A 24,388-nucleotide genomic window follows, 5' to 3' on the forward strand; every position below is an offset into this window, starting at 1 on the left:
TATTCAGATTAAAAAGGCACGATTGGCCCATTTTTTGGACCGATTGAACGCCATGCGGGCAACGGAATTGGTTGCCTATTAGAACGACTTGTAACACCGATACATACAGCCGGTTGTCCGTTCCATTCAGTGTCAGACGCAGAAAGTGAAAGGGCGCCGGCCAATGGCCGACGCCCCTACCTCAACCGATTCTCCGCTTCATCAATGCGCGGTCTCACCGCTGGTCTGGACGATGACGCCGTACCAACCCAGGCCACGATAGGTTTCGTACCCCGGCGTCAGGGCAAACCCGACCAGCCGCCCAAACCTGTCCACATAATGGCCCATGGGGCGTCCCTGCGTTTCCAGCGGGAAGCTCTCCGTCAGTTGCCCACGACCATCGGAGGAAGCGATGATGCGGCCCGCTGCATCGACCAGAAGGCAGCGGGTGGTCGCCTCTTCCCCCCGGTCCAGGCGAACGCCGGTCGTCACGGCGCGGGCCTGCGGCTCCCAATCAAAGAAAATGCCCATGGCACCGATCACCTCACCGTCGACGGCCCCATCACGGCGCACAGCGGTGGAATAGGTGGCAACTGTGCGGCCATCCAACGCGCTGTTGGTCGTGACATCCACCACGGCGAAATCCGACCCGTCACGGGTATTCAACGCCTGACGGAACCAGGGCTCGTTGGCGACATTGGTCCCGATGGCCTGTGGGAAGCGACGGGGGCGGCCCGTGGCGATGACCCGCCCATTGCGATCCGCCACCCACAGATCAAGATAGACCGTATAGCTGTCAAGAATAACGCCCAGGCGGGATGAAGCAAAGGCCGTCGCATCCGCCGACGGTGTCGCCAGACAATCGACCACAGCCCTGTCGGTGGCCCACCAGCGCACATCGCAGGATCGTTCATAAAGATTGCGGTCGATGATCTCGATCATGTTCAGGGCGAGATCGGCCAGACGCTGCCCGCGGAAGCGGACCATCAGATCCTCTCCCACTGTCGCCATACGATCGACCAACTGCCCAATTTCTGTGCGCAGTTCGCTGGCAACCACGCTGACCTGACGGGAGATGGAGTTTACTTCATTGGCAACAACCGCGAATCCCCGGCCGGCGTCGCCCGCACGCCCCGCCTCGATCAGGGCATTAAAGGCCAGCATCTTGGTGGTGCGGTTAATATCCTCAATTGCGGAAACCTTCTGGCTCGCCACGTCCAGCACATTGCGGGTGAGGTCGATCAGGCTGTTATCCATGGGGTCTGCCCTTGTCGTGCGCTAACATTCCGCATGACAAAAAGCAATTAACGTGCCCTTCCCTTACGGAAACCTAAGCCTTTGAGATAGCAAAGAAGTTATCTTACGGCGTTGCGGTACGAAAATTACAAATGCCCAAACAATGGGCATTTCAGCAGAAAATGCCGCACCGGGTGGCGGTTACAATTGAAACAATGGGTATTTTGCCCTGCAGAACGAGCTTTTCGGATTTTGCCAGTCCGGAAACAAAAATGAAACCTGTCATGCCCGGATTGCATATCCCCATGCGGACCACTGATAGGCCGGCAGATATATCGACAGAGAGGGGGGCGCGGGAACACCGGGAAAGGCAATGTGACGGGTCGGCAAGGAGACCAAGGGGCGATAGGTCTCCCGGCCGGCCCGTCACCCAGCGTATCCGGTTTTTGGGGCAGCCGGACCGCTGGCGCCTTAGCCGTCGATGCTGGATGGGGCACTGCATCAACGGTATCGGGTTCAGCAGGACCCAGGGGGCGGCAGGGCGCCGCCCCCTGGGTGCTTTGTCCGGGACCGAAGACAGGGGCGACGCTCCGGCCACGAACAAGTCCAGTAATCCTGAAACAGCGAGTTTATGTCAAGCGATTTTGTAATGAGCGAGTTTGAAATTTTGTCGCTTGCCCGTTCAGCCCGGAAATGCGACCTTTCTTGTAAGATAGTCTGGAGTGTCTGTTTATGGCCGCCGCTGCGACCCCGCGCGCCAAACCGCGTGGCGAAGAAAGTGAAAAGACCAAACTCACCCGGCAGATGCGCCGGGACGCCGGTCGCTGGCTCAGCGCACAGCGCGAGAAGGCAGGGGTGACCCAGGCGCAGGTTGCCGATCATGTCGGCTATCGCTATTACACCTTCGTCAGTCAGGTCGAAGGCGGTCATGGCCGTGTGCCGTCCGAACATTTCGAGCTGTGGGCACAGGCAATCCGTGTTGACCCGCAGGCCTTTGCAAAAAAGCTGCTGGGTTTCTACGAACCTGAAATCTATCGCCTGCTGTTTCCGGGCGTTGAATGAGTAACCGTTAAGAGCTTGAGGCGGGTGCCGGAATATGGGGCGGCATCCTTGATCAAGGGGGGCACATTTGGGCGACGTGCTGCGGTTCATACGGGCCGTGACGCAATCCGGCTACTGGACCAATCAGGAGAAGGCGGAGCTTTTCCGTCTGGCGGAGGAGACCGCTGCTCAGGGTTCGGGAATCGAAACGGCTTCCGGTATCAGCGATAATGGCGACCCGTGGTTCATCGTCTATGAGGCGGCGACCGGTGACGTTCTCGTGCATGTCGCCCGCATTGGCGGCAAATTCGTCGTGCATGACATGTCGGGCGACCTTCTGATCGAAGGGGACGACCTGCGCCGGCTGGTGAGCCGCGCGTCGGGCACCGACGCCGCCGAGATTGCCAATGGCAACTATAACAATGTCGTCGTGCTGGCCGCCCTGGCGCTGGTCGTCGATTTCTTCCTGAATACGGAGAAGGCGCAGGCCGCACCGGCGGAAGAAGCCGACCTGCCGCTGGCCTTTGCCGCCGTCACGACTATTCTGCATGCCGATGGCGATCTGCCGCCGCCTGACACGGTATCGGGCGAGAAGGCCAGCGGCGACCGCTCGCACAGCCAGGGCCAATGGTCTGCCCTGCCCGTCGTTGGCGAAAGCATGATCGGCAATGTGGTGGAGCGGCATTTGCCGACCCCCGCACCTGCCGCCCTTGCAGCCGCACCCAGTGGCGGTGGCAGCGGGCCGACGATCCTGTCCACCCCGTTTCCATCGCCCAGCACCACGACGTTGCTGCTGAACGGCACGGCAGCCGATGAAATGCTGACGGGCGGGGCCGGAAACGACACGATTTCCGGTGGGGCTGGCAACGATCTGCTGTTCGGCGGTCGTGGCGATGATCTTCTGCTGGGTGGCCCCGGCAATGACACGCTGGTCGGCGGTGCCGGCCATGACACCCTGCGCGGCGGCGATGGCGATGATACACTGTCTGTCGATGATCAGGATGTCGCGGAAGGTGGTGCCGGTGCCGATCAGTTTGTGATCACCGACAGCCTTCTCGGTCAATGGGTCGCGTTGAAGCAGACAGGTCAGGCTGTAGCTTTCACGTCCAGCATCCAGGATTTCAAGCTGGCCGATGGTGACAGCTTGAACTTTGCCAATGGCAACTGGCAGGTGTCGGTGCAGATTGTGATGCCCCGCCCTACCCCTCCCACGCCGCCCACCATCACCACGCCGACCCCGGAAGACAGGGGAAATGGTGCCGACAAGAGCAATGGTGGCGATCAGGATGGCGGTGACGGCGACCGCATGATCGATACGGGTCTGACCGGCAAGACCGATGATGACGGCAAGGATGACGGCGGCGGCGATTTCGGGATTTCGTCGGGCGGTGATGAGGGGCATACAAGCCTGCTTCCGCCGACGACCGGATTGGTGCCCGGCGGCATCGGCGGCGGCGGAACGCAGATCGAACTGGATACTGACGGCGATGGCGTCATCGATATGATCCTGACCGTCTATCCAAATACGGAGCCGACACAGCGCGCGGATGCTGCGGTTGATGATGCGCTGTCTTTGACCGGGATTACGCCCGCGCCCGCGGATACGGGCTTCTGGGGCTGATACCGGGCGGGGAGCCGATGTGAAGGTGACAACCGGTTGCGGCGAGCCGGGTTCGTCCCATTCTGACCAATGGGTCGTTGATACCTGGCCCGCCGCCCGGCCGTCATCCGTGGATCAGACGTCGTGACGGCCGGACTCTTTCCATGGCGCGGGGCACAGAATCACCCGCACCATAGGATCAGATCCAACCGGCATTGAACCCGTCGAGCAGGGAACCGGTGAGGGTCGAGGGATCGACCATCAGGCGGCCCACGTCGATGGACACCGGCTCCGAGGCGCCCAGCGACACTTCAAACACCGTGCCGTCCAGCAGCGTCAAGCTGATGAGCCCATCCTGAACAGTGAAGGACTTGAAGCCGAAGCTGGCGACCTGCACCAGTTCTTCGGGCAGCAGGGCGTTCCAGTCCAGGGCGCCGAAGTTGAATTCCTCCAGGGCGATGGAGCTCACCGCACTGAAGTCGAAATCAACCGGCAGGAAGTTGATGGGGCCATCGCCCGGCATCGGGAACGGCAGGATCGTGAAGACACCGTCATCCGTGGGCAGCGGGAACGGCAGGATCGACACTTCACCATCGATCGGCAGGAAGGTGATCAAACCTTCATCCCCAACGCCGGTTGTCGGGAGGATCTTGATCTCACCACCGATGACCGGCAGAGAGGTGATAGTCAGTTCACCAGCGGGCGGCAAGCCCGCACCATCAGATACAAACATCTCTTATTTCTCCTGAGGAATGCGACGGACCGTCTGACACGGGACATCCCCGTCGGCGGCCGTTGCGATGTACAGTAATCTTGAAACTTGATTTTACAGTCAAGCATTTTTGAAACTATGCCATATGAAATTCAATCTTGCGCATATGGCGAGCCTGTGCCAGCGTTGCCGGCATCAGAGTGTGGAGGCGGTGATGATCACGGAACCGGAGCAGCGGACCAAAACCCGCGCGGCGGACAATCCAAAAGCCAAGCTGACCAAAGAGATGCGCAAGCAGGCCGGCAAGTGGCTGTCCGGACGCCGTGAAGCGGCGGGCATCACCCAGGCGCAATTGGCCGAGCAGGTGGGCTACCGCTACTACACGTTCGTCAGTCAGGTAGAGGGTGGCCATGGTCGCGTGCCGTCGGAGCATTTTCAGCAATGGGCGGACTGCATCGGCATCCCGCATCACGAGTTCGCCAAGATGCTGCTGCGATTCTATGAGCCGGACGTTTTCCGCCTACTGTTTCCCGGCGAATTGACCGCCGAAGCCTGAGGAACGAGCAAAAGGGCCTGTTGGGGAGGAACCCTTGGGGGATGTGCTGAATTTCATCCGCGCTGTGGTGCGGACCGGCCAGTGGACGAACCAGGAAAAGGCGGAACTGTTTCGCCTGACTGACGCGTTGTCCGCAGAGAATGTGGAGATCGAAACCGCATCCGGCGTCAGCGATGCCGGTGACCCATGGTTTGTGATCTATCACGCGGTCACCGGCGATGTGCTGGTGCATGTGGCGCGCATCGCCGGCAAGTTCGTCGTGCATGAAATGTCGAGCGATATGCTGGTCGAAGGCGATGACCTGCGCCGTCTTCTGAACCGCGCCACCGGTCGGGGGGAGGAAATGTATGGTCAAGCGCAGAATGTCGTCATTCTGGCGGCCTTGGCGCTTGTCGTCGATTTCTACCTTTCCACCGATGCAAGTGCCGCCGAACCCGCGCCTGATAGCGATTCAGTGCTGACTGCCCTGCCCGCGCTGGCCCTCTTGCCGGAGATCGGCAGCGGTACGCCGGAAAGTCATGCGATGCCAACCGATGGTGAGAATGACCGGTCGCATGCGGCGGCGATACCGCTGGCATTCCGTCTTCCCGGACCGGAGGATAGCAACCCGCGCGGCGACATCAAGCCCGTCGAGCCGGTAACCCTGACCGTGCTGTCTTCCCATCGGTCCGTTGAAATCACCATCCCGGCCCCCGTCACACTCACCGGACCAGAACAGGCACAGACCTTAATTGGCGGTGATGACGACGATGTTCTTCAGGGTGGCAACGGCCACGATCTGCTGCTGGGTGGCGATGGCGATGACCGGCTGGATGGCGGGGCCGGCAATGACACCCTGATCGGCGGCGCCGGTCATGACACGCTGGTGGGTGGTGCCGGTGACGACACCCTGATCATCGATGCAGACGACATCGCCATCGGCGGTCCCGGTGCCGATAATTTCGTCATGACGGACAGCGTCATCACCAATTGGGTGGCGTCGGTCCAGTTGGGCAACAGCATCAATCTAAGCAACCAGATTCTGGACTTCACCGTTGCAGGCGGCGACCGCCTTTCCTTCCAGACCGTCAACTGGGTGGTAACCGTGGTCAGCGGTGGGGAGAACATCACCCTGACCCAGGATGACGGCCGCGTGTCCGGCAACAATTTCGGCACCAATGTGGAGATCGACCTGGATGGCGACGGTCAGGTGGACAGCGTGCTGAACGTCCTGCCCGGCAATGCCGTAACTCTTTCTACCACCAGCGAGGGCACCTTCAACCTCGTCGATGCCTTCGCTTCCGTTACCTCCCACGGTCTGGATTCGGCCATTCCGCCGTCCACCGGGGCCATCGATACCGGCTTCTGGGGTTAATAAGCCCCACCCCTCAAGCCGGGAAAGCAAAAGCCCCGCCGGATCGCCGGCGGGGCTTTTGTGCTTTTCAGCAATGCCACATGATCAATAGTGGATAGCACGGCCATAGGCAGCCAGCACGGCCTCATGCATCATTTCCGACAGGGTCGGGTGCGGGAAGACCGTATGCATGAACTCCGCCTCGGTCAGTTCCGCCGTCTTGCCGATGGTGTAACCCTGGATCAGCTCGGTGACTTCCGCACCGATCATGTGGGCCCCCAGCAGCTCGCCGGTCTTGGCGTCGAACACAGTCTTGACCAGACCTTCCGGCTCGCCCAAGGCGATGGCCTTGCCATTGCCGATGAAGGGGAAGCGGCCGACTTTGACTTCATAGCCTGCGGCCTTGGCCTTGGCTTCCGTCAGGCCGACGCTGGCCACCTGCGGGAAGGAGTAGGTGCAGCCGGGGATGTTCGACTTGTCCATGGTGTGGACATGCGGCAGGCCTGCGATCTTCTCCACGCAGATGATGCCTTCATGGCTGGCCTTGTGCGCCAGCCAGGGGGCACCGGCCACGTCACCGATGGCATAGACGCCGGGTTCGTCCGTGCGGCCATAGCCGTCATTGACGATGTGGCCCCGGTCCAGCTTGACCTTGGTATTCTCCAGGCCCAGCCCCTCGGTATTGGCGACGATGCCGACAGCAGAGATGATGCGGTCTACGGTGATCGTCTCGACCTTGCCGCCCACATCAATATGGGCCGTCACGCTGTCGGCATGGCGATCCAGCTTCACGACCTTGGCGCCGGTCTTGATCTTGATGCCCTGCTTGGTGAAGGCCTTGGCGGCAAAGGCGCTGATTTCCTCGTCTTCCACCGGCAGGATGCGGTCCACGACCTCCACCAGGGTCACGTCCACGCCCATCGCCTTGTAGAAGCAGGCAAATTCCACGCCAATGGCGCCGGTGCCGATGACCAGCATGCTCTTCGGCGTGGCCGTCGGCACCATGGCTTCCTTATAGGTCCAGACCAGCTTGCCATCGGGCTCCAGACCCGGCAGCACGCGGGCACGGGCACCGGTAGCGATGATGATGTGCTTGGCCGCCGCATCGGTGACCTTGCCATCCTTGGCGGTGATGGCGACCTTACCGCCGCCCAGCAGCTTGGCCGACCCGTCCAGGATGGTGACCTTGTTCTTCTTCAGCAGGCCCTTGACGCCGGCGGAGAGCTGGTTGGCGACACCGCGCGAGCGCTTGACGATGGCTTCCACATCCAGCGTCACCTTGCCCTCGACCTTGATGCCGTAAGCCTGGGAATGCTGGATGTAATGCGCGATCTCGGCGGAGCGCAGCAGTGCCTTGGTCGGGATGCAGCCCCAGTTCAGGCAGATGCCGCCCAGATGCTCCCGCTCCACCACGGCGGTCTTCATGCCCAGCTGGGCCGCGCGGATGGCAGCCACGTAACCGCCGGGGCCGGCACCGATGACGATGAGGTCGAAATTCTCGGCCATGTTTGTCAGCTTTCCTTTGTCTGTGGTGCCTGCTCGGCCAGACGAAGCAAGGCTTCGCCCGTTACCCGCTGCACCGTCCATTCATCCATCGGCACAGCCCCGATTCCCTGATAGAAATCGATGGCCGGCTTGTTCCAATCCAGTACCCACCATTCCAGACGGCCCAGCCCTTCGGCAACGGCCCGTTGGGCCAGATGGCGAAACACCATGCCGCCCAAACCATGGCCCCGGAATTCCGGAGCAACGTAGACATCCTCGATCCAGATGCCGTGCCTGCCCAAGAAGGTGGAGAAATTGTAGAACCAGAGGGCAAAGCCTGCGGGGTCCCCGTCCACTTCCATGATCAAGGCTAAAGCCCGGGGATTCAGTCCGAACAACGCCTTGGCAAAATCGGCCTCAGTCGCCACTACCTGATCAGCCAGCTTCTCGTACTCGGCCAGTTCCCGGACGAAGCGGAATATGGTCGATAGGTCGGCTGGCGTTGCATCACGGATCAAGGCCTTCATGGCTACCCATTCTCCACGGACTGCTTAGCCGCCTTGTACCGCAGGACATGCAGCCCCTCATGGGTCAACAGAATGCCAACCATCAGCAGTAGAATGAAGAATAGGTAACGATAGGGAAAACCATCTGCGCTACTCACATTCTCGATCGTCAGGCCAAAAAGCAGGGCGAGACCGAACAGCGCACAGAAAGCCACGATTAATGATATTTTCAGCCCGTTATCACCCATAAATGCGTCCCAGACACGAAATGGGGCCGTCCAGCCGCCGCCCCGCCAAGCATCACGAACAGCGTTCATGACCACCGGCACGAGCATATCCATAATCATCCAAAGACAAAAATGGCCTACACCCACAAAGGTCACGGTCAACGGAAGGGCCAACTGGACCGTGTCAAACAACAGCATCAGGGCGATGGAGCCGAGCACAAGGAACAACAGGCACGCCAGCGGTATCTGGATATAGTGAAGGTAGTTGAGAACAGCCTTCATGTCCCGGCCACCACTGCATCCACGGTGAAACTGCCGCAGACCGATCTGAAGACGGCCTGCGGCAATGTTCTGGTGACGTTAGAGCATCAGGGTGATCGGATCTTCGATCAGGCCCTTAAGCAGCTTCAGGAACTCCGCACCCACCGCGCCGTCCACCGAACGGTGATCGACGGTCAGGGTCAGGGACATCACGGTGGCGATGGCCAGCGCGTCACCCTTGACCACGGGGCGCTTTTCACCCGCACCGACCGACAGAATGCAGCTCTGCGGCGGGTTGATGATGGAGGTGAAGCTCTTGATGCCGAACATGCCCAGGTTGGACACAGAGAAGGTGCCGCCCTGGAACTCTTCCGGCTTCAGCTTGCCTTCCTTGGCCTTCTTCGCCAGTTCCTTGACCTCGGCCGAAATGGTGGCGAGGCCCTTGCGGTCGGCATTCTTCACGATGGGGGTGATCAGACCGCCATCGGTGGAGACGGCGACGGACACATCGACATTCTCATACTGAAGAATGCCATCCTCGTGCCAGGACACGTTGGCCGCCGGGTACTTGGCCAGGGCAATCGCCACCGCCTTGACCACGAAATCATTGACGGAGATCTTCTCCCCCGACTTCGCGTTCAGTTCGGCCCGCAGCTTCAGCAGGTTGTCGATCTCGCAATCAACAGCCAGACCAAAGTGCGGGATGGTCTGCCAGGCTTCGGTCAGGCGCTTGGCGATGGTCTTGCGCATGCCGCTGTTGGGCAGGACCTTGTACTTCATGCCCAGCTTGTCGGCCAAGGCCTTGGCGTCCACACCCTTCGGTGCGGCAGCAGCAACCGGGGCCGGAGCGGCCGCGGGGGCCGCAGCGACCGGCGCAGAAGCGGTAGCGACCGGAGCGGCGGCCTTCGGCGCGCTACCCTTCAGAGCCGCTTCCACATCGGCCTTCACCACGCGGCCATGCGGGCCGGTACCGGCAATGCCGGACAGGTCGAGACCGCTTTGCGCCGCCATGCGGCGGGCCAGCGGGCTGGCGAACACGCGGTCACCATGGGAAGCGGCAGCGGGAGCCGCGACCGGGGCCGTTGCAACCGCCGGAGCGGCAGCCGCAGCCGGGGCAGCGGCGGGTGCTGGGGTCGCAGCAGCCTTCGGAGCGGCGGAGAGAGCCGAAGCATCCTCCCCCTCCTCCAGGATGATGGCGATGCGGGTATTCACCGCGACGCCCTCGGTCCCTTCGGCCACCAGGATCTTGCCCAGCGTACCTTCGTCAACGGCCTCCACTTCCATGGTGGCCTTGTCGGTTTCGATCTCGGCCAGCACGTCGCCAGACTTGACCTTGTCGCCTTCCTTTTTCACCCACTTCGCCAGCTTGCCTTCCGTCATAGTCGGCGACAGCGCGGGCATCAGGATATCAACGGGCATCTTAAGAGCCTCCCTTTGCCTTATTTGCGGTAGGTGACGGACTTGACGGCGGCCACGACATCGTCGGGCTGCGGCAGGGCCAGCTTTTCCAGGTTGGCCGCGTAGGGCAGCGGCACATCCTTGGCGCAGACGCGGACCACCGGCGCATCCAGATAGTCGAAGGCGTGTTCCATCATCACCGCGGCCATTTCGGAACCGATGCCCGCGAACGGCCAGCTTTCCTCGACCGAAACCAGACGGTTGGTCTTCTTCACGCTCTCCACGATGGTATCGACGTCCAGCGGACGGATGGAGCGCAGGTTGATGACCTCGGCACTGATCCCTTCCGCCGCCAGCTTTTCCGCCGCCGCCAGGGCATGGCCGACGCAGATGGAATAGGCGACGATGGTCACGTCGGTGCCCGCCCGTTCGATCTTCGCCTTGCCGATGGGCAGGATGAAGTCGGGATCGGTCGGAACCTCAAAGCTGTGACCATAGAGAATCTCATTCTCCAGGAACACGACCGGGTTCGGGTCACGGATGGCGGCGCGCATCAGGCCCTTGGCATCCGCAGCACTGTACGGGGCCAGAACCTTCAGACCCGGCACATGCGCGTACCAGGAGGCGTAGCACTGGCTATGCTGGGCAGCCACGCGGGCGGCGGCACCGTTGGGGCCACGGAACACGATGGGGCAGCCCATCTGACCGCCGGACATATACAGCGTCTTGGCAGCGGAATTGATGATGTGGTCGATGGCCTGCATCGAGAAGTTCATGGTCATGAACTCAACGATGGGCTTCAGACCGCCGAAGGCTGCACCCACGGCCAGACCGGCAAAGCCATGTTCGGTGATTGGCGTGTCGATAATGCGCTTCTCGCCAAACTCCTGCAAAAGGCCCTGGGAGATCTTGTAGGCGCCCTGATACTCGGCGACCTCTTCACCCATCAGCAACACGGTCTCGTCGCGGCGCATTTCGGCAGCCATGCCCTCACGCAGGGCCTCGCGGACCGTCATGGTCTGCGTCGACTTGTACCAGTGATCCTCGTCCGACGCGGCAGGGGCCGCCTTCGGGGCCGGCGCAGCCGCAACCGGGGCGGCGGCCACGGGGGCCGGAGCCGGTGCAGCGGCGACGGGCGCGGGTGCAGCCGCCGGGGCCGCCGCCTCATCCTCGCCACGGATGCTGGCGATGGGGGTGTTCACGGCGACATTCTCGGTACCCTCGGGCACCAGGATCTCGGTCAGCGTACCCTCATCGACGGCTTCCACTTCCATGGTGGCCTTGTCGGTTTCAATCTCGGCCAGCACTTCACCGCTCTTCACGGTGTCGCCAACCTTCTTCAGCCACTTGGCCAGCTTGCCTTCCGTCATGGTCGGCGACAGAGCCGGCATCAGAACCTGTACCATCTCTCAAATCCTCCGCTGCGGCCTGATCAGGCTTCGACCAGAACGTCCGTCCACAATTCGGACGGATCGGGCTCGGGGCTGGTGGTGGCGAATTCGGCCGCGTCGGTGACGATATCTTTCACCTCGCGGTCGATCACCTTTAAGGCTTCCTCGTCGGTGATGCCCTGGTCCAGCAGCAGCTTCTTCAGATTGTCGATCGGATCGCTTTCCGACCGCATCTTGTTGACCTCTTCCTTCGTCCGGTACTTAGCCGGATCGGACATGGAATGGCCGCGATAGCGGTAGGTCTTCATTTCCAGGATCACCGGGCCGTTGCCGGCGCGAATATGGGCGATGGCCTTGTCAGCCGCCGCCTTCACCTCCAGCACGTCCATGCCGTTGACCTGATATCCCGGAATGCCATAGGCGCTGCCGCGCTCAAACAGCTCGCCGGCGGACGCACGGGCCTGGGCGGTACCCATGGCGTACTTGTTATTCTCGATGACGAACAAGGTCGGCAGCTTCCATAGTGCGGCCATATTGAACGTCTCGTACACTTGGCCCTGATTGATGGCGCCGTCGCCCATGTAGCAGGCGTTCAGGCCACCATCGCCCAGATACTTGTGCGCAAAGCCCAAGCCGGCGCCAATCGGCACCTGCGCCGCGACGATGCCATGGCCGCCGTAGAAGCGCTTCTCACGGCTGAACATGTGCATCGAGCCGCCCTTGCCCTTGGAATAACCACCGGCGCGGCCCGTAAGTTCGGCCATCACACCCCGGCTTTCCATGCCGCAGGCCAGCATATGGCCGTGATCGCGGTAGGAGGTGATGACGCTGTCGCCCTCACGCATGGCGGCCTGGATACCGACGACAACGGCTTCCTGACCGATATAGAGGTGGCAGAAACCACCAATCAGGCCCATGCCGTACAGTTGCCCCGCCTTTTCTTCAAAGCGGCGGATCAACAGCATTTCGCGGTAATAGCGGATAAGCTCGTCCTTGCTCGGCAAGGCCGGGGCCGCGGGGGCCGCTGTACGGGTGCTGCGGCGCTTGGTGACTGCCACGGGCTCCTCCCAGGGATGGGGGTTGCGGAATAGCGTGATCGCTGTGCGATGCGATAAGAGGTATCGCCACTATCCGCGGAGCGCAAGGAGTGTGCAGTGCAAAAGATTGTTTTACTTGAGAAAATCAGCGTTAACCTGATTTAGGCTAATCGCCCTGTTTTCAGCAACTTACCGACCTTGGTCGGGGTTGCCCTGCGTGGACTGCGTGGCAGAGCGTCGCGGAAGGAGGATTACCATATCGTCAGGGTGCGACTGGTTCAGGACGGCACGCGCCCGCTCCTCCAGAAGATCGGGGTCCAGATTGTCGGGGCGTAGCAGGCTGGCCCTGCGCTCCATCTCCTCCCGCTCGCCACGCACCTGATCCAGGGTCGATTGTGCGCGCGCAACCTCGCTCTGTAGATGTGTCAATGCCACAAGGCCGCGATCACCATGCACCGTGTGATAAGCGAAATAGGCCACGACAGACACGCCAATCATCGGCCCGACAACTTGTCGGACGGTGCGGCCAAGGGCGGAACGGAGGGTGTGGATCGTCGTCATGGCTGGATGGAATCACAGCCCGAGTCGCGCGGTCAATGACAAAGGTGAAAACGCGACGAAAAATCACGCTGAATCAGATGGGTATGGCTAATAAAGCTAACTTTGAGGGACCTGCTTGTGCCCGCAACGAGCTCAACCCCCGCAAATTGACCTCAGCTCGCCACCGCAACCATCGTCTCTGGGCATAGGGACCTGCCAGCTATGGACTGTCAATCACCGTAAACGGCCCAGGCAGAAAACGGCTGACCTGGATTACGACGAAGCGCGAGATTGTTAAGGCCTAGCACTTCATTGACAGCAGAAGTCTCTCCCGGGAAATAAGGGCAGTTCAGTTCATCAAAAACGAGAAGGGAGCCTTTGGTCAGCCGAGGAATAATCTTCTCAAGAACAACCTTTGTGGGCTTGTATACATCCATATCAAAGATGGCCATTGAAATAATGGCATGCGGATTCTGAGCAAGCCAACCATCAATCGTCACCGTCGCATCGCCCTTAATCAGCTCAAACTTCTTCATGTGCGGTATTGGACTGAATGACTCCTGAATTAAAAGCACGCGCTCCAGCAACTCCTCGTAACCGGAAATCGTCGCGTAATCACCAATGCTGGAATGACCACCATCCTTAACATCAAGATCAGAAAAGCCTTCAAACGTATCAAATCCAAATATCTTGCGACTATGATTGTAGGGCTCATAAATGCCCCTTAGGTTTATAAGCTGCGCCATGGTCGAGCCCCACTGGACGCCAAACTCACAAATCACCCCAGGCACACTGACGATCTTCTGGTAAAGATCGTTATAATGAAGAATACGGCTGATAGTCTGCCGCTTCATTGAGACCAAACTATGGACATTCCACTGATGCCCATATCGAGGCAGCAAGTATTTTGCTATTTCAAGCAAATTTCTCTGCTGTTCTTGTTCATTTGAAGATTGCTGAGTATATTCATTGCCAATTTTTGCAAGGGTATCTAACCCAGGATCGCCCTTCACTTCCATTTTACCCACCCATATATCAACAGCTTTAGACCAATTTCATTTTCAGTATCGTATGGCTTCGCAAAACAAATCAAGATCATTCACGAGACGCCCAGCCCAATGCTATGCTGAACGCCGGGTCTACATTGTGTGTCGTTTGGATCATCTGCCTCAAACGGGCGGTGTGGGATCTCCAAAAAGAAAGGGCAGACCGAAAGGTCTGCCCCTTTGCAAAAGTAAGGGAACGCAAGGATCAACCGCGCTTCAACGCCGAACGTCCTGGATACACTGACGCGCCGCCCAGGCCTTCCTCGATACGAATCAGCTGGTTGTACTTGGCGATCCGGTCCGAACGGGACAAGGAACCAGTCTTGATCTGACCGCAATTGGTGGCGACGGCCAGATCGGCAATGGTGCTGTCCTCGGTCTCGCCCGAACGGTGCGACAGGACGGCGGTGTAGCCGGCATTCTGCGCGATGCGCACGGCCTCCAGCGTCTCGGTCAGGGTGCCGATCTGATTGACCTTCACCAGGATGGAGTTACCTACACCCTTCTTGATGCCGTCGGACAGACGGACCGGGTTGGTGACAAACAGGTCGTCGCCGACCAGCTGCACCTTGCCGCCAATCTTATCGGTCAGCAGCTTCCAGCCTTCCCAATCATCCTCGGCCATGCCGTCTTCGATGGAGACGATCGGGTACTTGGACACCAGATCGGCCCAATAAGCGACCATTTCCGCCGGAGTCAGGCTCTTGCCCTCGCCTTCCAGCTCATACTTGCCGTTCTTGAAGAATTCGGTGGAGGCGGCGTCGAGTGCCAGCAGCACATTCTCACCGGCCTTGTACCCGGCATCGGCGATGGCGGCGACGATGAAGTCCAGGGCTTCGGTGGTCGAAGACAGGTTCGGAGCAAAGCCACCCTCATCGCCCACGGCGGTGTTGTGGCCGGCAGCCTTCAGCTTCTTCTTCAGCGCGTGGAAAATCTCGGCACCCACGCGGATGGCCTCGGCGCAGGTTTCCGCACCGACCGGCATCACCATGAATTCCTGGATGTCGATGGGGTTGTCGGCATGCGCGCCGCCATTGATGATGTTCATCATCGGCACAGGCAGGATGCGGGCATTGGCCCCACCGACATAGCGGTAGAGCGGCAGGTCCAACTCATCGGCGGACGCCTTGGCGACAGCCATGGACACGCCCAGGATAGCGTTCGCACCCAGGCGGCCCTTATTGGGTGTGCCGTCCAGATCGATCATGGCCTGATCGATGGCGACCTGATCGGTGCTTTCCAGACCGACCAGCGTGTCGGCAATCTCGCCATTCACGGCCTCGACAGCCTTCAGAACGCCCTTGCCCAGGTAACGGGACTTGTCGCCATCGCGCAGTTCGACGGCTTCATGCGCGCCGGTGGAGGCGCCCGACGGAACGGCGGCCCGGCCAAAGGCGCCGGATTCCAGACGAACCTCAACCTCAACAGTCGGGTTGCCGCGGCTGTCGAGGATTTCGCGCGCGTGAATGTCGATAATGGCGGACATGGGGCCTCTCTTTTCCGTGGGCTTGGATGCCGTGAACCCGAAAAGGGTAAATACGGGATGAAGGGGATAACGCCAGATGCCGCCCCTCGACAAGGGACGCTTTTGCTACCCCGCTGTGCCCGCCGGCTCCGCCGGTCGTGTCCCACCGATTGGGATGGTCATGGGAAGCTGCCGCTTCGCCCCCTGCACCCCTGCATAGAAGGCGGAAAGCAAGGCGAAATCCCCTTCCAAGCTGTCCGTCGTCTCCAACGGCTCCCCGATACGGATCGTGCGCGTCGCATAATCCAGCGCGACAGGTATGATCGGAACGCCGGCCTGTCGCGCAATTTGCCAGAAGCCTGTCTTCCATCCAGCCCCCGGTTTTGGGTTACGCGTCCCCTCCGGCGCGACACCCACCACCATCTTTTCAGCCGCCTCAATGGCGGCAACGCAGTCGCCCACGACACCGTGGGCCGACCGGCGATCCACCGGCAGCACATCGCACCAGCGCATGATGGGACCCAGCGGCCCCCAGAACAGGGTGTGTTTGCCCAGTATATGGATGCGCAGGTCGGTCGCCAGAATGGTGGCCATGGCGACGAAGAAATCATAGTTGGAGGTATGGGGCGCGCCGATGACGACGAATTTTTCCAAATTCGGGAAGGCACCCGTGACACGCCAGCCCAGCAGGCGCAGGCCCAGACGGCCAATGAAACGGGAAATGGGGCCACCCCGCCGGTCATTGCGGGGGCCCAGGGACGGAACGGACATGGACTGCGTCTTCCTCACACCACCGGCGGGGTTGCAGGCCCCACCTTTCGTTATAAGCCGATGGTGGGGAAATGCCGGGACTTTGTCAAAGGTGCGGAAGGTCAGATGCTGACCGGATTGGCCTTGGCGATGCGATCAAAGGCCAGCAGGGTGGACAGCACGCCTTCCACCTGGTGCAGCGGGACCATGTTGGGGCCGTCGCTGGGTGCGCAATCGGGGTTCTCATGCGTCTCCATGAAAACCGCCGCCACACCGATGGCGATGGCCGCACGGGCCAGGACGGGCACGAACTCACGCTGACCACCGCTGCTGCTGCCCTGCCCGCCCGGCTGCTGCACCGAATGGGTGGCGTCATAGACAACGGGGTAACCGGTCTGCGCCATGATAGGGAGCGAGCGCATGTCGCTGACTAGCGTGTTGTAACCGAAACTGGCCCCGCGTTCGCACAGCAGGATGTTGTGGTTGCCGGTGGACGCGATCTTGGCGGCGACATTCTTCATGTCCCACGGTGCCAGGAATTGCCCCTTTTTCACATTGATGGGCTTGCCCGTTTCCCCCGCCGCCAGCAGCAGGTCCGTCTGACGGCACAGGAAGGCCGGGATCTGCAACACATCCACCACCTCGGCCACCGGCGCACATTGGTCGGCGCTGTGGATATCGGTCAGGACAGGGCAACCGAACGTGTCGCGGATATCGGCCAGGATGGGCAGCGACTTGTCCATGCCCAACCCGCGCTGCGCGCTGACCGAGGTGCGGTTAGCCTTGTCGAAACTGGTCTTGTAGATCAGGCCGATGCCCAGCTTCTTCGTCAGCTCCGACAGTGCCCCCGCCATGGCAAAGGCATGGTCGCGGCTTTCCAGCTGACACGGGCCGGCGATCAGGGTGAAGGGCCGGTCATTGGCGATGGACAGCGGGCCGACGATAACGGTGCGGGTCATGGCATGCTCCTTTACGCCGCCATATGGGCGGGCGGGGGCCGGAAATAAAGAAGGCCGGGGAAGGTTCGCACCCGCCCCGGCCTTTCACGTCCTATCTGATCAAACCAACCGGCTCTGCGCGATGGCGGCACCGATGAAGCTGGTGAACAACGGATGCGGGTCGAACGGCTTGGACTTCAGTTCGGGGTGGAACTGCACGCCCACGAACCAGGGATGGTCCGGCAGCTCCACAATCTCCGGCAGGATGCCGTCGGGCGACAGGCCAGAGAATTTCAGACCGACCTTCTCCAGCGCTTCTTTGAAGTTGATATTCACTTCATAGCGATGGCGATGACGCTCGACGATCTCGTCGCTGCCATAGATGTCGCAGACGCGCGTGCCGGGTAGCAGGTGGCAGTTATAGGAGCCAAGGCGCATGGTGCCGCCCAGATCGCCGCCTTCCTGACGCTGGACCAGCTGGTTGCCCTGCACCCATTCCGTCATCAGGCCGACAACGGCGGGGTCGGGCTTCCCGAACTCCGTCGAGCCGGCATATTTCAGCCCGGCCAAGTGACGGGCACTTTCGATGACCGCCATCTGCATGCCGAAGCAGATGCCGAAATAGGGGATCTTGTGTTCGCGCGCGAACTGCACTGCGCGGATCTTGCCCTCGGTCCCGCGCTCGCCAAAGCCGCCGGGCACCAGAATGCCATGCACATGCTCAAGCTGTTCCAGGGCCTCACCGCTTTCAAAAATCTCGGCGTCGATCCAGTCCAGCTTGACCTTGACGTTGTTGGCGATGCCGCCATGGGTCAACGCCTCGCCCAGCGACTTATAGGCGTCCAGCAGGCTGGTATATTTGCCGACCACCGCGATGGTGACGGTGCCTTCGGGATTGCGTACACGGCGCACAATCTCTTCCCAGCGCGACAGATCGGGGGCGCCATCGGCGGCCATCCCGAAATATTTCAGCACTTCGGTGTCGAAACCCTGCTCGTGATAGGAGATCGGCACCTGATAGATGGTGTCGACATCCAGGGCGGCGATCACGCATTCCTTCTTGATGTTGCAGAACTGCGCGATCTTGCGGCGTTCATTCTCTGGAATATCGCGGTCGGCGCGGCACAGCAGCATCTGCGGCTGGATACCGACCGACAGCAGCTCCTTCACAGAATGCTGGGTCGGCTTGGTCTTCAGCTCACCGGCGGCGGGGATGTAGGGCACCAGGGTGACGTGGCAGAACAGTACGTTCTCCGACCCGCGATCATTGCCGAACTGACGGATCGCCTCCAGGAAGGGCAGCGATTCGATGTCGCCGACGGTGCCACCCACCTCGCACAGCACGAAATCCTCACCATCCAGATCGGCGGCGATGAAGTCCTTGATGGCGTCGGTGATGTGCGGGATGACCTGCACCGTGGCGCCCAGATAATCGCCACGGCGCTCCTTGGCCAGCACGTTGGAATAGATGCGGCCCGTCGTGATGTTGTCGGACTTGGTGGCATGAACGCCCGTGAACCGCTCATAATGGCCCAGGTCCAGGTCGGTTTCGGCACCATCATCGGTGACGAACACTTCGCCATGCTGATACGGGCTCATCGTGCCGGGGTCGACATTCAGATAGGGGTCCAGCTTGCGCAGGCGGACCTTGTAGCCGCGTGCCTGCAACAGCGCGCCAAGGGCGGCGGATGCCAGACCCTTGCCCAGCGACGAAACCACACCACCGGTGATGAAGATGAAGCGCGTCATGGAACCCTAACCTTCGCCAAGCATGCCAACAGGTTGGGTCCTTCCGGCCCAATCCTTGTTGAGATTTCACATCGGGGCACGGATGCCCATTCCACCATATTCATGCCCTAACGGAAAGAGGCGGCATGTCTGCCGCCTCTCGCCATAGTACGGGCCTGTCGCCGAAGGGCCTTACTGGCCGACGGGGACCGTCGGCTTGGCCGGCTCGGCGGGCGCCGCCGGAGCCTCGGTGCCGGGGGCCGGCACCTTGTCGAAAATGCTCTTCTGGCTGGAACCTGTACCGGCCAGGATGGCCAGGATCAGGCTGGTGCAGAAGAACAGGGCCGCCAGGATGGCGGTGGTCCGGGTCAGCAGGTTGGCGCTGCCGCGGGCGGTCATGAAACCACCCATGGTGCCGCCACCGACACCCAGGCCGCCGCCTTCCGACTTCTGCACCAGAACCACGCCAATCAACGCCAGCGTGATCAGCAGATGCACGACCAGGACTACCTCTTGCATCCCAACAATCCCTGCAACCAATTGGAACGGACCCTCGGGAACCCGCGGCCCTTGACCAGAAGCAAATGGCGCATCACGCGCCCAAACGCAAGGCTGCCCGTTTCCCATCATCAGGGAAACGGGATGCACATGCGTCATGTAACCGTCACGCTTCTTAGCGGGTCCCGCGACGGCGCGCCATAGCGAAGTCTCAAGGGCAGGCTTGCGCGATGGCCCAGAAGTCATCCGCCTTCAGGCTGGCGCCCCCGACCAGGGCACCATCAACATCAGCAAGACCAAGGATTTCAGCGGCATTGGACGGCTTCACCGAACCACCATAGAGGATGCGGACCGCATCCGGTTCGCCGACCAGACCCGACAGTTTGGTACGGACCATGGTGTGCATGGCTGCAATGTCGCCAAGGGTCGGGGTGCGACCGGTACCGATGGCCCAGACAGGTTCATAGGCGATGACGGTATCGGATGCGGTCGCCCCATGGGGAATCGAACCGATCAACTGTTCGGCAACCACAGACTCCGCCTGCCCGGCATCGCGCTGCCCTTCCGTCTCACCCACACAGATGATGGCTGTCAGGCCGGCGCGCAGGGCGGCGGCGGCCTTGGCTTGTACCGTGGCGCTGCTCTCGCCATGGTTGGTGCGGCGTTCGGAATGGCCGACAATGACAAAGGTCGCACCGGCATCGGCCAGCATTTCCGCCGCGATATCGCCGGTATGGGCGCCTTGAACCTGGGCATGACAATCCTGCCCGCCGACAGCGACGGCGCTGCCGGTAACAGCCTGCGACACAGGATTGATGATGGTGGCGGGCGGACAGACCAGAAGGTCGAATCGCGGATCGGCGGTGGGGCCGACGCGGGCGGCAAGATCGGCAGCCAGCGCAGCACCATCACTTCGCCGGCAATGCATCTTCCAATTGCCGGCAATCAGATAACGGCGAACGGTCATTTCATCCTCTACTCTTCTTGGTCCGGGCCATGTCTGCCGGGTTGCCCCCGGTCCGCCGGCCTTATGTGTAAGGAAACATTATGCGGGCCTGCCCCCGCTGTCCAAAAGGTCAGCGTTGTCATGGGCCGATGCACAAGACATGGCCCCTGCCCGCCCCCCGGACTTGCCCCCAGGGTGCCGCTTCCCTATGATGCCGCGCTTTCCGGGCTGTGGCCCGGCGGTGCCGTTCGCATTCCGGCGGGCGGTGCCGCACCAATTCGATGGAACCGCAAGCGTCCCCATGCTCCAGATCATCCGCAGCACCGCCGGCTCCTGGGTCGTCAAGATCCTGTTCGTGGCCCTGATCATCAGCTTCGCTGTCTGGGGCATCGGTGATGTCACCAAGGGGGTGCAGACCGGCGTCGCCAAGGTCGGCGACCGAACCATCACGCCCGTGGAGCTGGATCAGGCCTACCGCGCCGAATTTAACCGCATGAAGCAGATGGTGGGGTCGGAATTCAGCGAGGAACAGGCCCGTCAGTTCGGCCTGCGCGACCGCGCGCTGGAACAGTTGATCCAGAAGGAGCTGTTGGCGCTGGCATCAGAAGATCTGGGCCTGCGCATCGCCGATGACACGGTGCGCGCCGAAGTGCTGAAGGTTGCGGCCTTCAAGGACAGTTTCGGCAATTTCGACGCCAACCTGATGCGCGCCCTGTTGCAGCAGAACGGATTGACCGAAGCTGGCTTTGTTGAGGATGTGCGGTCCGACATGGCCCGCAGCGACCTGATCGGCGCCGTCACCGCCGGTGCCAATGCGTCCAAGACGCTTGCCGAGGCTTTGTTCCGGTATCGCTATGAGGGCCGTACCTTCGAGGCTGTGACCATCCCCTTCAACGCCATGCCGCCCGCGCCATCGCCCGATCAGGCGACGCTGGAAGCGTTCCACAAGGACAAGGCCGTCCGCTACACGGCCCCTGAATATCGCAGCCTGAATGTGGCGCTGCTGGAAACGGCTGCCCTGACCAAGGATGTCGAGGTCACGGACGAGGCGCTGCGCGAATATTACGACGCCCATGCCGGTGACTATATCACCCCGGAAAAGCGCTCCATCACGCAGGCTGTGTTCCCCAGCAAGGAAGCGGCCGACAAGGCTCTGGCCGCCGTGAATGGCGGCAAGAAGATCGAGGACGTGGCCAAGGAGGCCGGTGTCGAGGCTGTGACCCTGAATGATGTTCAGAAAGACGGCCTGCCCGCCGAGCTGTCGGAGCCGGCCTTTGCCGCCGCCCAGGGCACGTCCGGCGGCCCGGTGGAAAGCGCCTTCGGTTTCCACATTTTCACCGTCGGTAAGGTTCAGGCCGGTGGCGAGCGCAAGCTGGAAGAGGTCAAGGACGAGGTGGCGCAGAAGGTTCGCCAGGATAAGGCCCTGGAGAAGCTGTTCGAGCTGTCCACCAAGCTGGAAGATGAGTTGGCCGGCGGTACGCCCCTGGCCGAGGCCGCCCAGACCGTGGGTGCGCGCATCGTGAAGCTGGAAAAGGTCGACAGCCGGGGGGCCAACGCCGCCGGCGTTGCACAAGGTGCCGACCTGCCCGCCATCGACAAGATTATCGCCTCGGGCTTCACCGTCGCGTCCGGTCAGACGGGCAGCGTGGAGGAGGCCGGCTCCGACGCCTTCTTCGCGGTCCAGGCCGAAGCCGTGTTCCCGGCGGCGCTGAAGCCGCTGGACGAGGTGAAGGCCCTGGTCCTGAACGATTGGCAAGCCGAACAGAAGCAGGTGGCCGCCCGCAAGCTGGCCGAAGATGTTGCCGCCAAGCTGAAAGCCGGCACGCCGGCCAAGGACGCCGCCGCCGGTATCCCCAGCGCCCTGGTGCAGGCTGTCGACCCGCTGATGCGGGCCGGCGCGCCTAGCGCCATCGTGCCCGCTGCCGCCCAGCAGACGCTGTTCAACGGTGCCGTCGGCGATGTCGCCACCGGTGAGAAGCCGACGGGCGTGGTGGTGGTCAAGCTGACCGGCATCATCCCCGCCGATCCGGCCAACCCGATGGCGGCGTCCCAAGTGACGCAGTTGGCCAATGCTACGGGCCAGGCCATGCAGGATGAACTGGTCATGCAATATCTGGCCGCACTGCGCGCCCATTATGGCGTGACCATCAACCAGTCCCTGATCAACCAGCTTTACCGCACCACGCAGGAGTAAGTCCCGTGCGCACCCTTCCGGACGACAGCACCTTTATCCGCACCTATGACAGCGGAGTTGCACAGGTGCTCTGGACCCGGCTGGTCAGCGACCTGGACACGCCCGTTTCCGCCATGCTGAAGCTGGTGCGCGGGCGTCCCAACGCTTTCCTGCTGGAATCGGTCACCGGTGGGTCTGTGCGCGGCCGTTACTCCATCATCGGGTTGAAGCCTGACCTGATCTGGCGCTGTCGGGGCACAACGTCGGAGATCAACCGTAACGCGGCCATTGATCCCAACAGCTTCACGCCCTGCGGTGACGACCCGCTGAAGGCGCTGACCGCCCTTCTAGACGAAAGCCGCATCGACCTCCCGGCGGAACTTCCGCCCATGTCGGCGGGCCTGTTCGGCTATCTGGGCTATGACATGGTCCGGTTGATGGAGAAGCTGCCCGACAGCAACCCCAACAATCTGGATATCGAAGACAGCATCATGATGCGCCCGACGGTCATGGCGGTCTTTGACGGGATTGAGAATGTTGTAACGGTGATCACGCCGGTTCGCCCGCAACCGGGTGTGACCGCACAGCAGGCGCTGGATGCCGCCAAGGCCCGGTTGGCGGAATCGGTGACGGACCTGGAAGGCCCGGTACCGGCAGCGCACGAAACGACGCTGGACATCACCGCCCTGCCCGCCCCGGAATCCAACACGGCGCGCCAGGAATATTACGGCATCGTCGAGAAGGCGAAGGAGTATATCCGGGCCGGTGATATCTTCCAGGTGGTGCCCAGCCAGCGTTTCTCCGTGCCCTTCACCCTGCCGCCCTTCGCGCTGTACCGCGCGCTGCGCCGCCTGAACCCCTCGCCCTTCCTGTTCTTCCTGGATTTCGGCGGCCTGTCGGTCGTGGGCTCCAGCCCGGAGATTCTGGTGCGCCTGCGTGACGACACCGTCACTATCCGCCCCATCGCTGGCACGCGCCGACGCGGCAAGGACGCGGCGGAGGATAAGGAACTGGCGGCTGATCTGCTGTCCGATCCCAAGGAATTGGCCGAGCATCTGATGCTGCTGGATCTAGGCCGCAATGATGTGGGCCGCGTGTCGCAGACCGGCACCGTTACGGTAACGGAAAAGTTCACGATCGAGTATTACTCCCACGTCATGCACATCGTTTCGAATGTGGAAGGAAAACTGAACCCCAAGTTTACGCCGATTGAGGCGCTGGTCGCCGGCTTCCCCGCCGGCACCGTGTCGGGCGCGCCCAAGGTGCGGGCCATGGAGATCATTGACGAGCTAGAAAAGACCCGGCGCGGCATCTATGGCGGCTGCATCGGCTATTTTGCGGCCAATGGCACCATGGATACCTGTATCGCCCTGCGCACCGCCGTGTTGAAGGATGGCGTCATGCATGTGCAGGCCGGCGGCGGCGTGGTCGCCGACAGCGACCCGGAGGCCGAATATCAGGAGACAGTGAACAAGGCCAAGGCCCTGTTCAAGGCCGCTGAGGAAGCCGTGCGCTATGCCCAGGAGCATGGCAACGCCTGAG

22 protein-coding genes are annotated in these 24,388 nt (G+C 61.5%); 6 read left to right on the forward strand and 16 right to left on the reverse strand.

The window, feature by feature from the left end:
• Positions 1 to 201 precede the first annotated feature (201 nt).
• Positions 202 to 1,236, reverse strand: coding sequence for a methyl-accepting chemotaxis protein (locus ABC729_RS07550; protein ID WP_495607015.1), 1,035 nt, complete (start codon positions 1,234 to 1,236; stop codon positions 202 to 204).
• Between the two features lie 711 nt (positions 1,237 to 1,947).
• On the opposite strand from ABC729_RS07550, the gene ABC729_RS07555 reads away from it, so the two are divergent.
• Together ABC729_RS07555 and ABC729_RS07560 are read left to right on the forward strand one after the other, a co-directional pair.
• On the forward strand, positions 1,948 to 2,277 hold the full coding sequence (locus ABC729_RS07555) for a helix-turn-helix domain-containing protein (RefSeq protein WP_495607016.1): 330 nt from the start codon (positions 1,948 to 1,950) through the stop codon (positions 2,275 to 2,277).
• Positions 2,278 to 2,353: 76 nt separating this feature from the next.
• A complete protein-coding gene (locus ABC729_RS07560; RefSeq protein WP_495608656.1) occupies positions 2,354 to 3,877 on the forward strand; it encodes a calcium-binding protein in 1,524 nt (507 codons plus the stop codon).
• 178 nt (positions 3,878 to 4,055) lie between these two features.
• On the opposite strand, the gene ABC729_RS07565 is transcribed toward ABC729_RS07560, so the two are convergent.
• A complete protein-coding gene (locus ABC729_RS07565; protein ID WP_495607017.1) occupies positions 4,056 to 4,589 on the reverse strand; it encodes a hypothetical protein in 534 nt (177 codons plus the stop codon).
• Positions 4,590 to 4,782: 193 nt separating this feature from the next.
• On the opposite strand from ABC729_RS07565, the gene ABC729_RS07570 reads away from it, so the two are divergent.
• On the forward strand, positions 4,783 to 5,124 hold the full coding sequence (locus tag ABC729_RS07570; RefSeq protein ID WP_495607018.1) for a helix-turn-helix domain-containing protein: 342 nt from the start codon (positions 4,783 to 4,785) through the stop codon (positions 5,122 to 5,124).
• Between the two features lie 43 nt (positions 5,125 to 5,167).
• Positions 5,168 to 6,478, forward strand: a complete 1,311-nt coding sequence (locus tag ABC729_RS07575; RefSeq protein WP_495608657.1) for a calcium-binding protein — start codon at positions 5,168 to 5,170, stop codon at positions 6,476 to 6,478.
• Between the two features lie 84 nt (positions 6,479 to 6,562).
• Here the strand turns inward: ABC729_RS07575 and lpdA are convergent, their stop codons facing one another.
• The 14 genes from lpdA to tpiA form a co-directional block, all read right to left on the reverse strand.
• A complete protein-coding gene (lpdA, locus tag ABC729_RS07580; RefSeq protein WP_495607019.1) occupies positions 6,563 to 7,963 on the reverse strand; it encodes a dihydrolipoyl dehydrogenase in 1,401 nt (466 codons plus the stop codon).
• Positions 7,964 to 7,968: 5 nt separating this feature from the next.
• Positions 7,969 to 8,469 carry a GNAT family N-acetyltransferase gene (locus ABC729_RS07585; RefSeq protein WP_495607020.1) on the reverse strand — a complete coding sequence of 167 codons (501 nt, stop codon included), beginning with the start codon at positions 8,467 to 8,469 and terminating at the stop codon, positions 7,969 to 7,971.
• Between the two features lie 2 nt (positions 8,470 to 8,471).
• Positions 8,472 to 8,957, reverse strand: a complete 486-nt coding sequence (locus ABC729_RS07590) for a hypothetical protein (protein ID WP_495607021.1) — start codon at positions 8,955 to 8,957, stop codon at positions 8,472 to 8,474.
• A gap of 78 nt (positions 8,958 to 9,035) precedes the next feature.
• Positions 9,036 to 10,355: a pyruvate dehydrogenase complex dihydrolipoamide acetyltransferase gene (locus ABC729_RS07595; protein ID WP_495607022.1), complete on the reverse strand. Its 1,320-nt coding sequence runs from the start codon at positions 10,353 to 10,355 to the stop codon at positions 9,036 to 9,038.
• Between the two features lie 20 nt (positions 10,356 to 10,375).
• Positions 10,376 to 11,740 carry a pyruvate dehydrogenase complex E1 component subunit beta gene (locus tag ABC729_RS07600; RefSeq protein ID WP_495607023.1) on the reverse strand — a complete coding sequence of 455 codons (1,365 nt, stop codon included), beginning with the start codon at positions 11,738 to 11,740 and terminating at the stop codon, positions 10,376 to 10,378.
• Positions 11,741 to 11,766: 26 nt separating this feature from the next.
• Complete coding sequence (gene pdhA / locus ABC729_RS07605; RefSeq protein WP_054169650.1) at positions 11,767 to 12,783, reverse strand: pyruvate dehydrogenase (acetyl-transferring) E1 component subunit alpha; 1,017 nt, start codon at positions 12,781 to 12,783, stop codon at positions 11,767 to 11,769.
• Positions 12,784 to 12,951: 168 nt separating this feature from the next.
• Positions 12,952 to 13,323 (reverse strand): FtsB family cell division protein, encoded by a 372-nt coding sequence (locus ABC729_RS07610; RefSeq protein WP_495607024.1) that lies wholly within the window; start codon positions 13,321 to 13,323, stop codon positions 12,952 to 12,954.
• A gap of 209 nt (positions 13,324 to 13,532) precedes the next feature.
• Entirely contained in the window at positions 13,533 to 14,321 is a 789-nt protein-coding gene (locus ABC729_RS07615) for a crotonobetainyl-CoA--carnitine CoA-transferase (RefSeq protein ID WP_495607025.1), read from the reverse strand.
• A 232-nt stretch (positions 14,322 to 14,553) separates the two neighbouring features.
• Positions 14,554 to 15,834 (reverse strand): phosphopyruvate hydratase, encoded by a 1,281-nt coding sequence (gene eno, locus ABC729_RS07620; protein ID WP_495607026.1) that lies wholly within the window; start codon positions 15,832 to 15,834, stop codon positions 14,554 to 14,556.
• Between the two features lie 105 nt (positions 15,835 to 15,939).
• Positions 15,940 to 16,584, reverse strand: coding sequence for a lysophospholipid acyltransferase family protein (locus ABC729_RS07625; protein WP_495607027.1), 645 nt, complete (start codon positions 16,582 to 16,584; stop codon positions 15,940 to 15,942).
• A gap of 101 nt (positions 16,585 to 16,685) precedes the next feature.
• On the reverse strand, positions 16,686 to 17,522 hold the full coding sequence (kdsA, locus tag ABC729_RS07630) for a 3-deoxy-8-phosphooctulonate synthase (RefSeq protein WP_495607028.1): 837 nt from the start codon (positions 17,520 to 17,522) through the stop codon (positions 16,686 to 16,688).
• 99 nt (positions 17,523 to 17,621) lie between these two features.
• Positions 17,622 to 19,250 (reverse strand): CTP synthase, encoded by a 1,629-nt coding sequence (gene pyrG / locus ABC729_RS07635; protein WP_495607029.1) that lies wholly within the window; start codon positions 19,248 to 19,250, stop codon positions 17,622 to 17,624.
• A 171-nt stretch (positions 19,251 to 19,421) separates the two neighbouring features.
• Complete coding sequence (gene secG, locus ABC729_RS07640) at positions 19,422 to 19,748, reverse strand: preprotein translocase subunit SecG (protein WP_054169655.1); 327 nt, start codon at positions 19,746 to 19,748, stop codon at positions 19,422 to 19,424.
• A gap of 190 nt (positions 19,749 to 19,938) precedes the next feature.
• Positions 19,939 to 20,694, reverse strand: coding sequence for a triose-phosphate isomerase (gene tpiA / locus ABC729_RS07645; protein ID WP_495607030.1), 756 nt, complete (start codon positions 20,692 to 20,694; stop codon positions 19,939 to 19,941).
• Positions 20,695 to 20,974: 280 nt separating this feature from the next.
• Between tpiA and ABC729_RS07650 the strand changes: the two genes are divergently transcribed.
• Together ABC729_RS07650 and trpE are read left to right on the forward strand one after the other, a co-directional pair.
• Positions 20,975 to 22,867, forward strand: a complete 1,893-nt coding sequence (locus ABC729_RS07650; RefSeq protein WP_495607031.1) for a peptidylprolyl isomerase — start codon at positions 20,975 to 20,977, stop codon at positions 22,865 to 22,867.
• Between the two features lie 5 nt (positions 22,868 to 22,872).
• On the forward strand, positions 22,873 to 24,387 hold the full coding sequence (gene trpE / locus ABC729_RS07655; protein ID WP_495607032.1) for an anthranilate synthase component I: 1,515 nt from the start codon (positions 22,873 to 22,875) through the stop codon (positions 24,385 to 24,387).
• The last annotated feature ends 1 nt before the right edge of the window (position 24,388 follow it).

The sequence above is a fragment of the Niveispirillum sp. CC-CTL257 genome, assembly GCF_059489915.1.

Bases quoted from the DNA above. Each gene is read 5' to 3' on its own strand.
- ABC729_RS07550 (WP_495607015.1), bottom strand. From the start codon at position 1,236: ATGGATAACAGCCTGATCGACCTCACCCGCAATGTGCTGGACGTGGCG.
- ABC729_RS07555 (WP_495607016.1), top strand. From the start codon at position 1,948: ATGGCCGCCGCTGCGACCCCGCGCGCCAAACCGCGTGGCGAAGAAAGT.
- ABC729_RS07565 (WP_495607017.1), bottom strand. From the start codon at position 4,589: ATGTTTGTATCTGATGGTGCGGGCTTGCCGCCCGCTGGTGAACTGACT.
- ABC729_RS07570 (WP_495607018.1), top strand. From the start codon at position 4,783: ATGATCACGGAACCGGAGCAGCGGACCAAAACCCGCGCGGCGGACAAT.
- lpdA (WP_495607019.1), bottom strand. From the start codon at position 7,963: ATGGCCGAGAATTTCGACCTCATCGTCATCGGTGCCGGCCCCGGCGGT.
- ABC729_RS07585 (WP_495607020.1), bottom strand. From the start codon at position 8,469: ATGAAGGCCTTGATCCGTGATGCAACGCCAGCCGACCTATCGACCATA.
- ABC729_RS07590 (WP_495607021.1), bottom strand. From the start codon at position 8,957: ATGAAGGCTGTTCTCAACTACCTTCACTATATCCAGATACCGCTGGCG.
- ABC729_RS07595 (WP_495607022.1), bottom strand. From the start codon at position 10,355: ATGCCCGTTGATATCCTGATGCCCGCGCTGTCGCCGACTATGACGGAA.
- ABC729_RS07600 (WP_495607023.1), bottom strand. From the start codon at position 11,740: ATGGTACAGGTTCTGATGCCGGCTCTGTCGCCGACCATGACGGAAGGC.
- ABC729_RS07610 (WP_495607024.1), bottom strand. From the start codon at position 13,323: ATGACGACGATCCACACCCTCCGTTCCGCCCTTGGCCGCACCGTCCGA.
- ABC729_RS07615 (WP_495607025.1), bottom strand. From the start codon at position 14,321: ATGGAAGTGAAGGGCGATCCTGGGTTAGATACCCTTGCAAAAATTGGC.
- eno (WP_495607026.1), bottom strand. From the start codon at position 15,834: ATGTCCGCCATTATCGACATTCACGCGCGCGAAATCCTCGACAGCCGC.
- ABC729_RS07625 (WP_495607027.1), bottom strand. From the start codon at position 16,584: ATGTCCGTTCCGTCCCTGGGCCCCCGCAATGACCGGCGGGGTGGCCCC.
- kdsA (WP_495607028.1), bottom strand. From the start codon at position 17,522: ATGACCCGCACCGTTATCGTCGGCCCGCTGTCCATCGCCAATGACCGG.
- pyrG (WP_495607029.1), bottom strand. From the start codon at position 19,250: ATGACGCGCTTCATCTTCATCACCGGTGGTGTGGTTTCGTCGCTGGGC.
- secG (WP_054169655.1), bottom strand. From the start codon at position 19,748: ATGCAAGAGGTAGTCCTGGTCGTGCATCTGCTGATCACGCTGGCGTTG.
- tpiA (WP_495607030.1), bottom strand. From the start codon at position 20,694: ATGACCGTTCGCCGTTATCTGATTGCCGGCAATTGGAAGATGCATTGC.
- ABC729_RS07650 (WP_495607031.1), top strand. From the start codon at position 20,975: ATGCTCCAGATCATCCGCAGCACCGCCGGCTCCTGGGTCGTCAAGATC.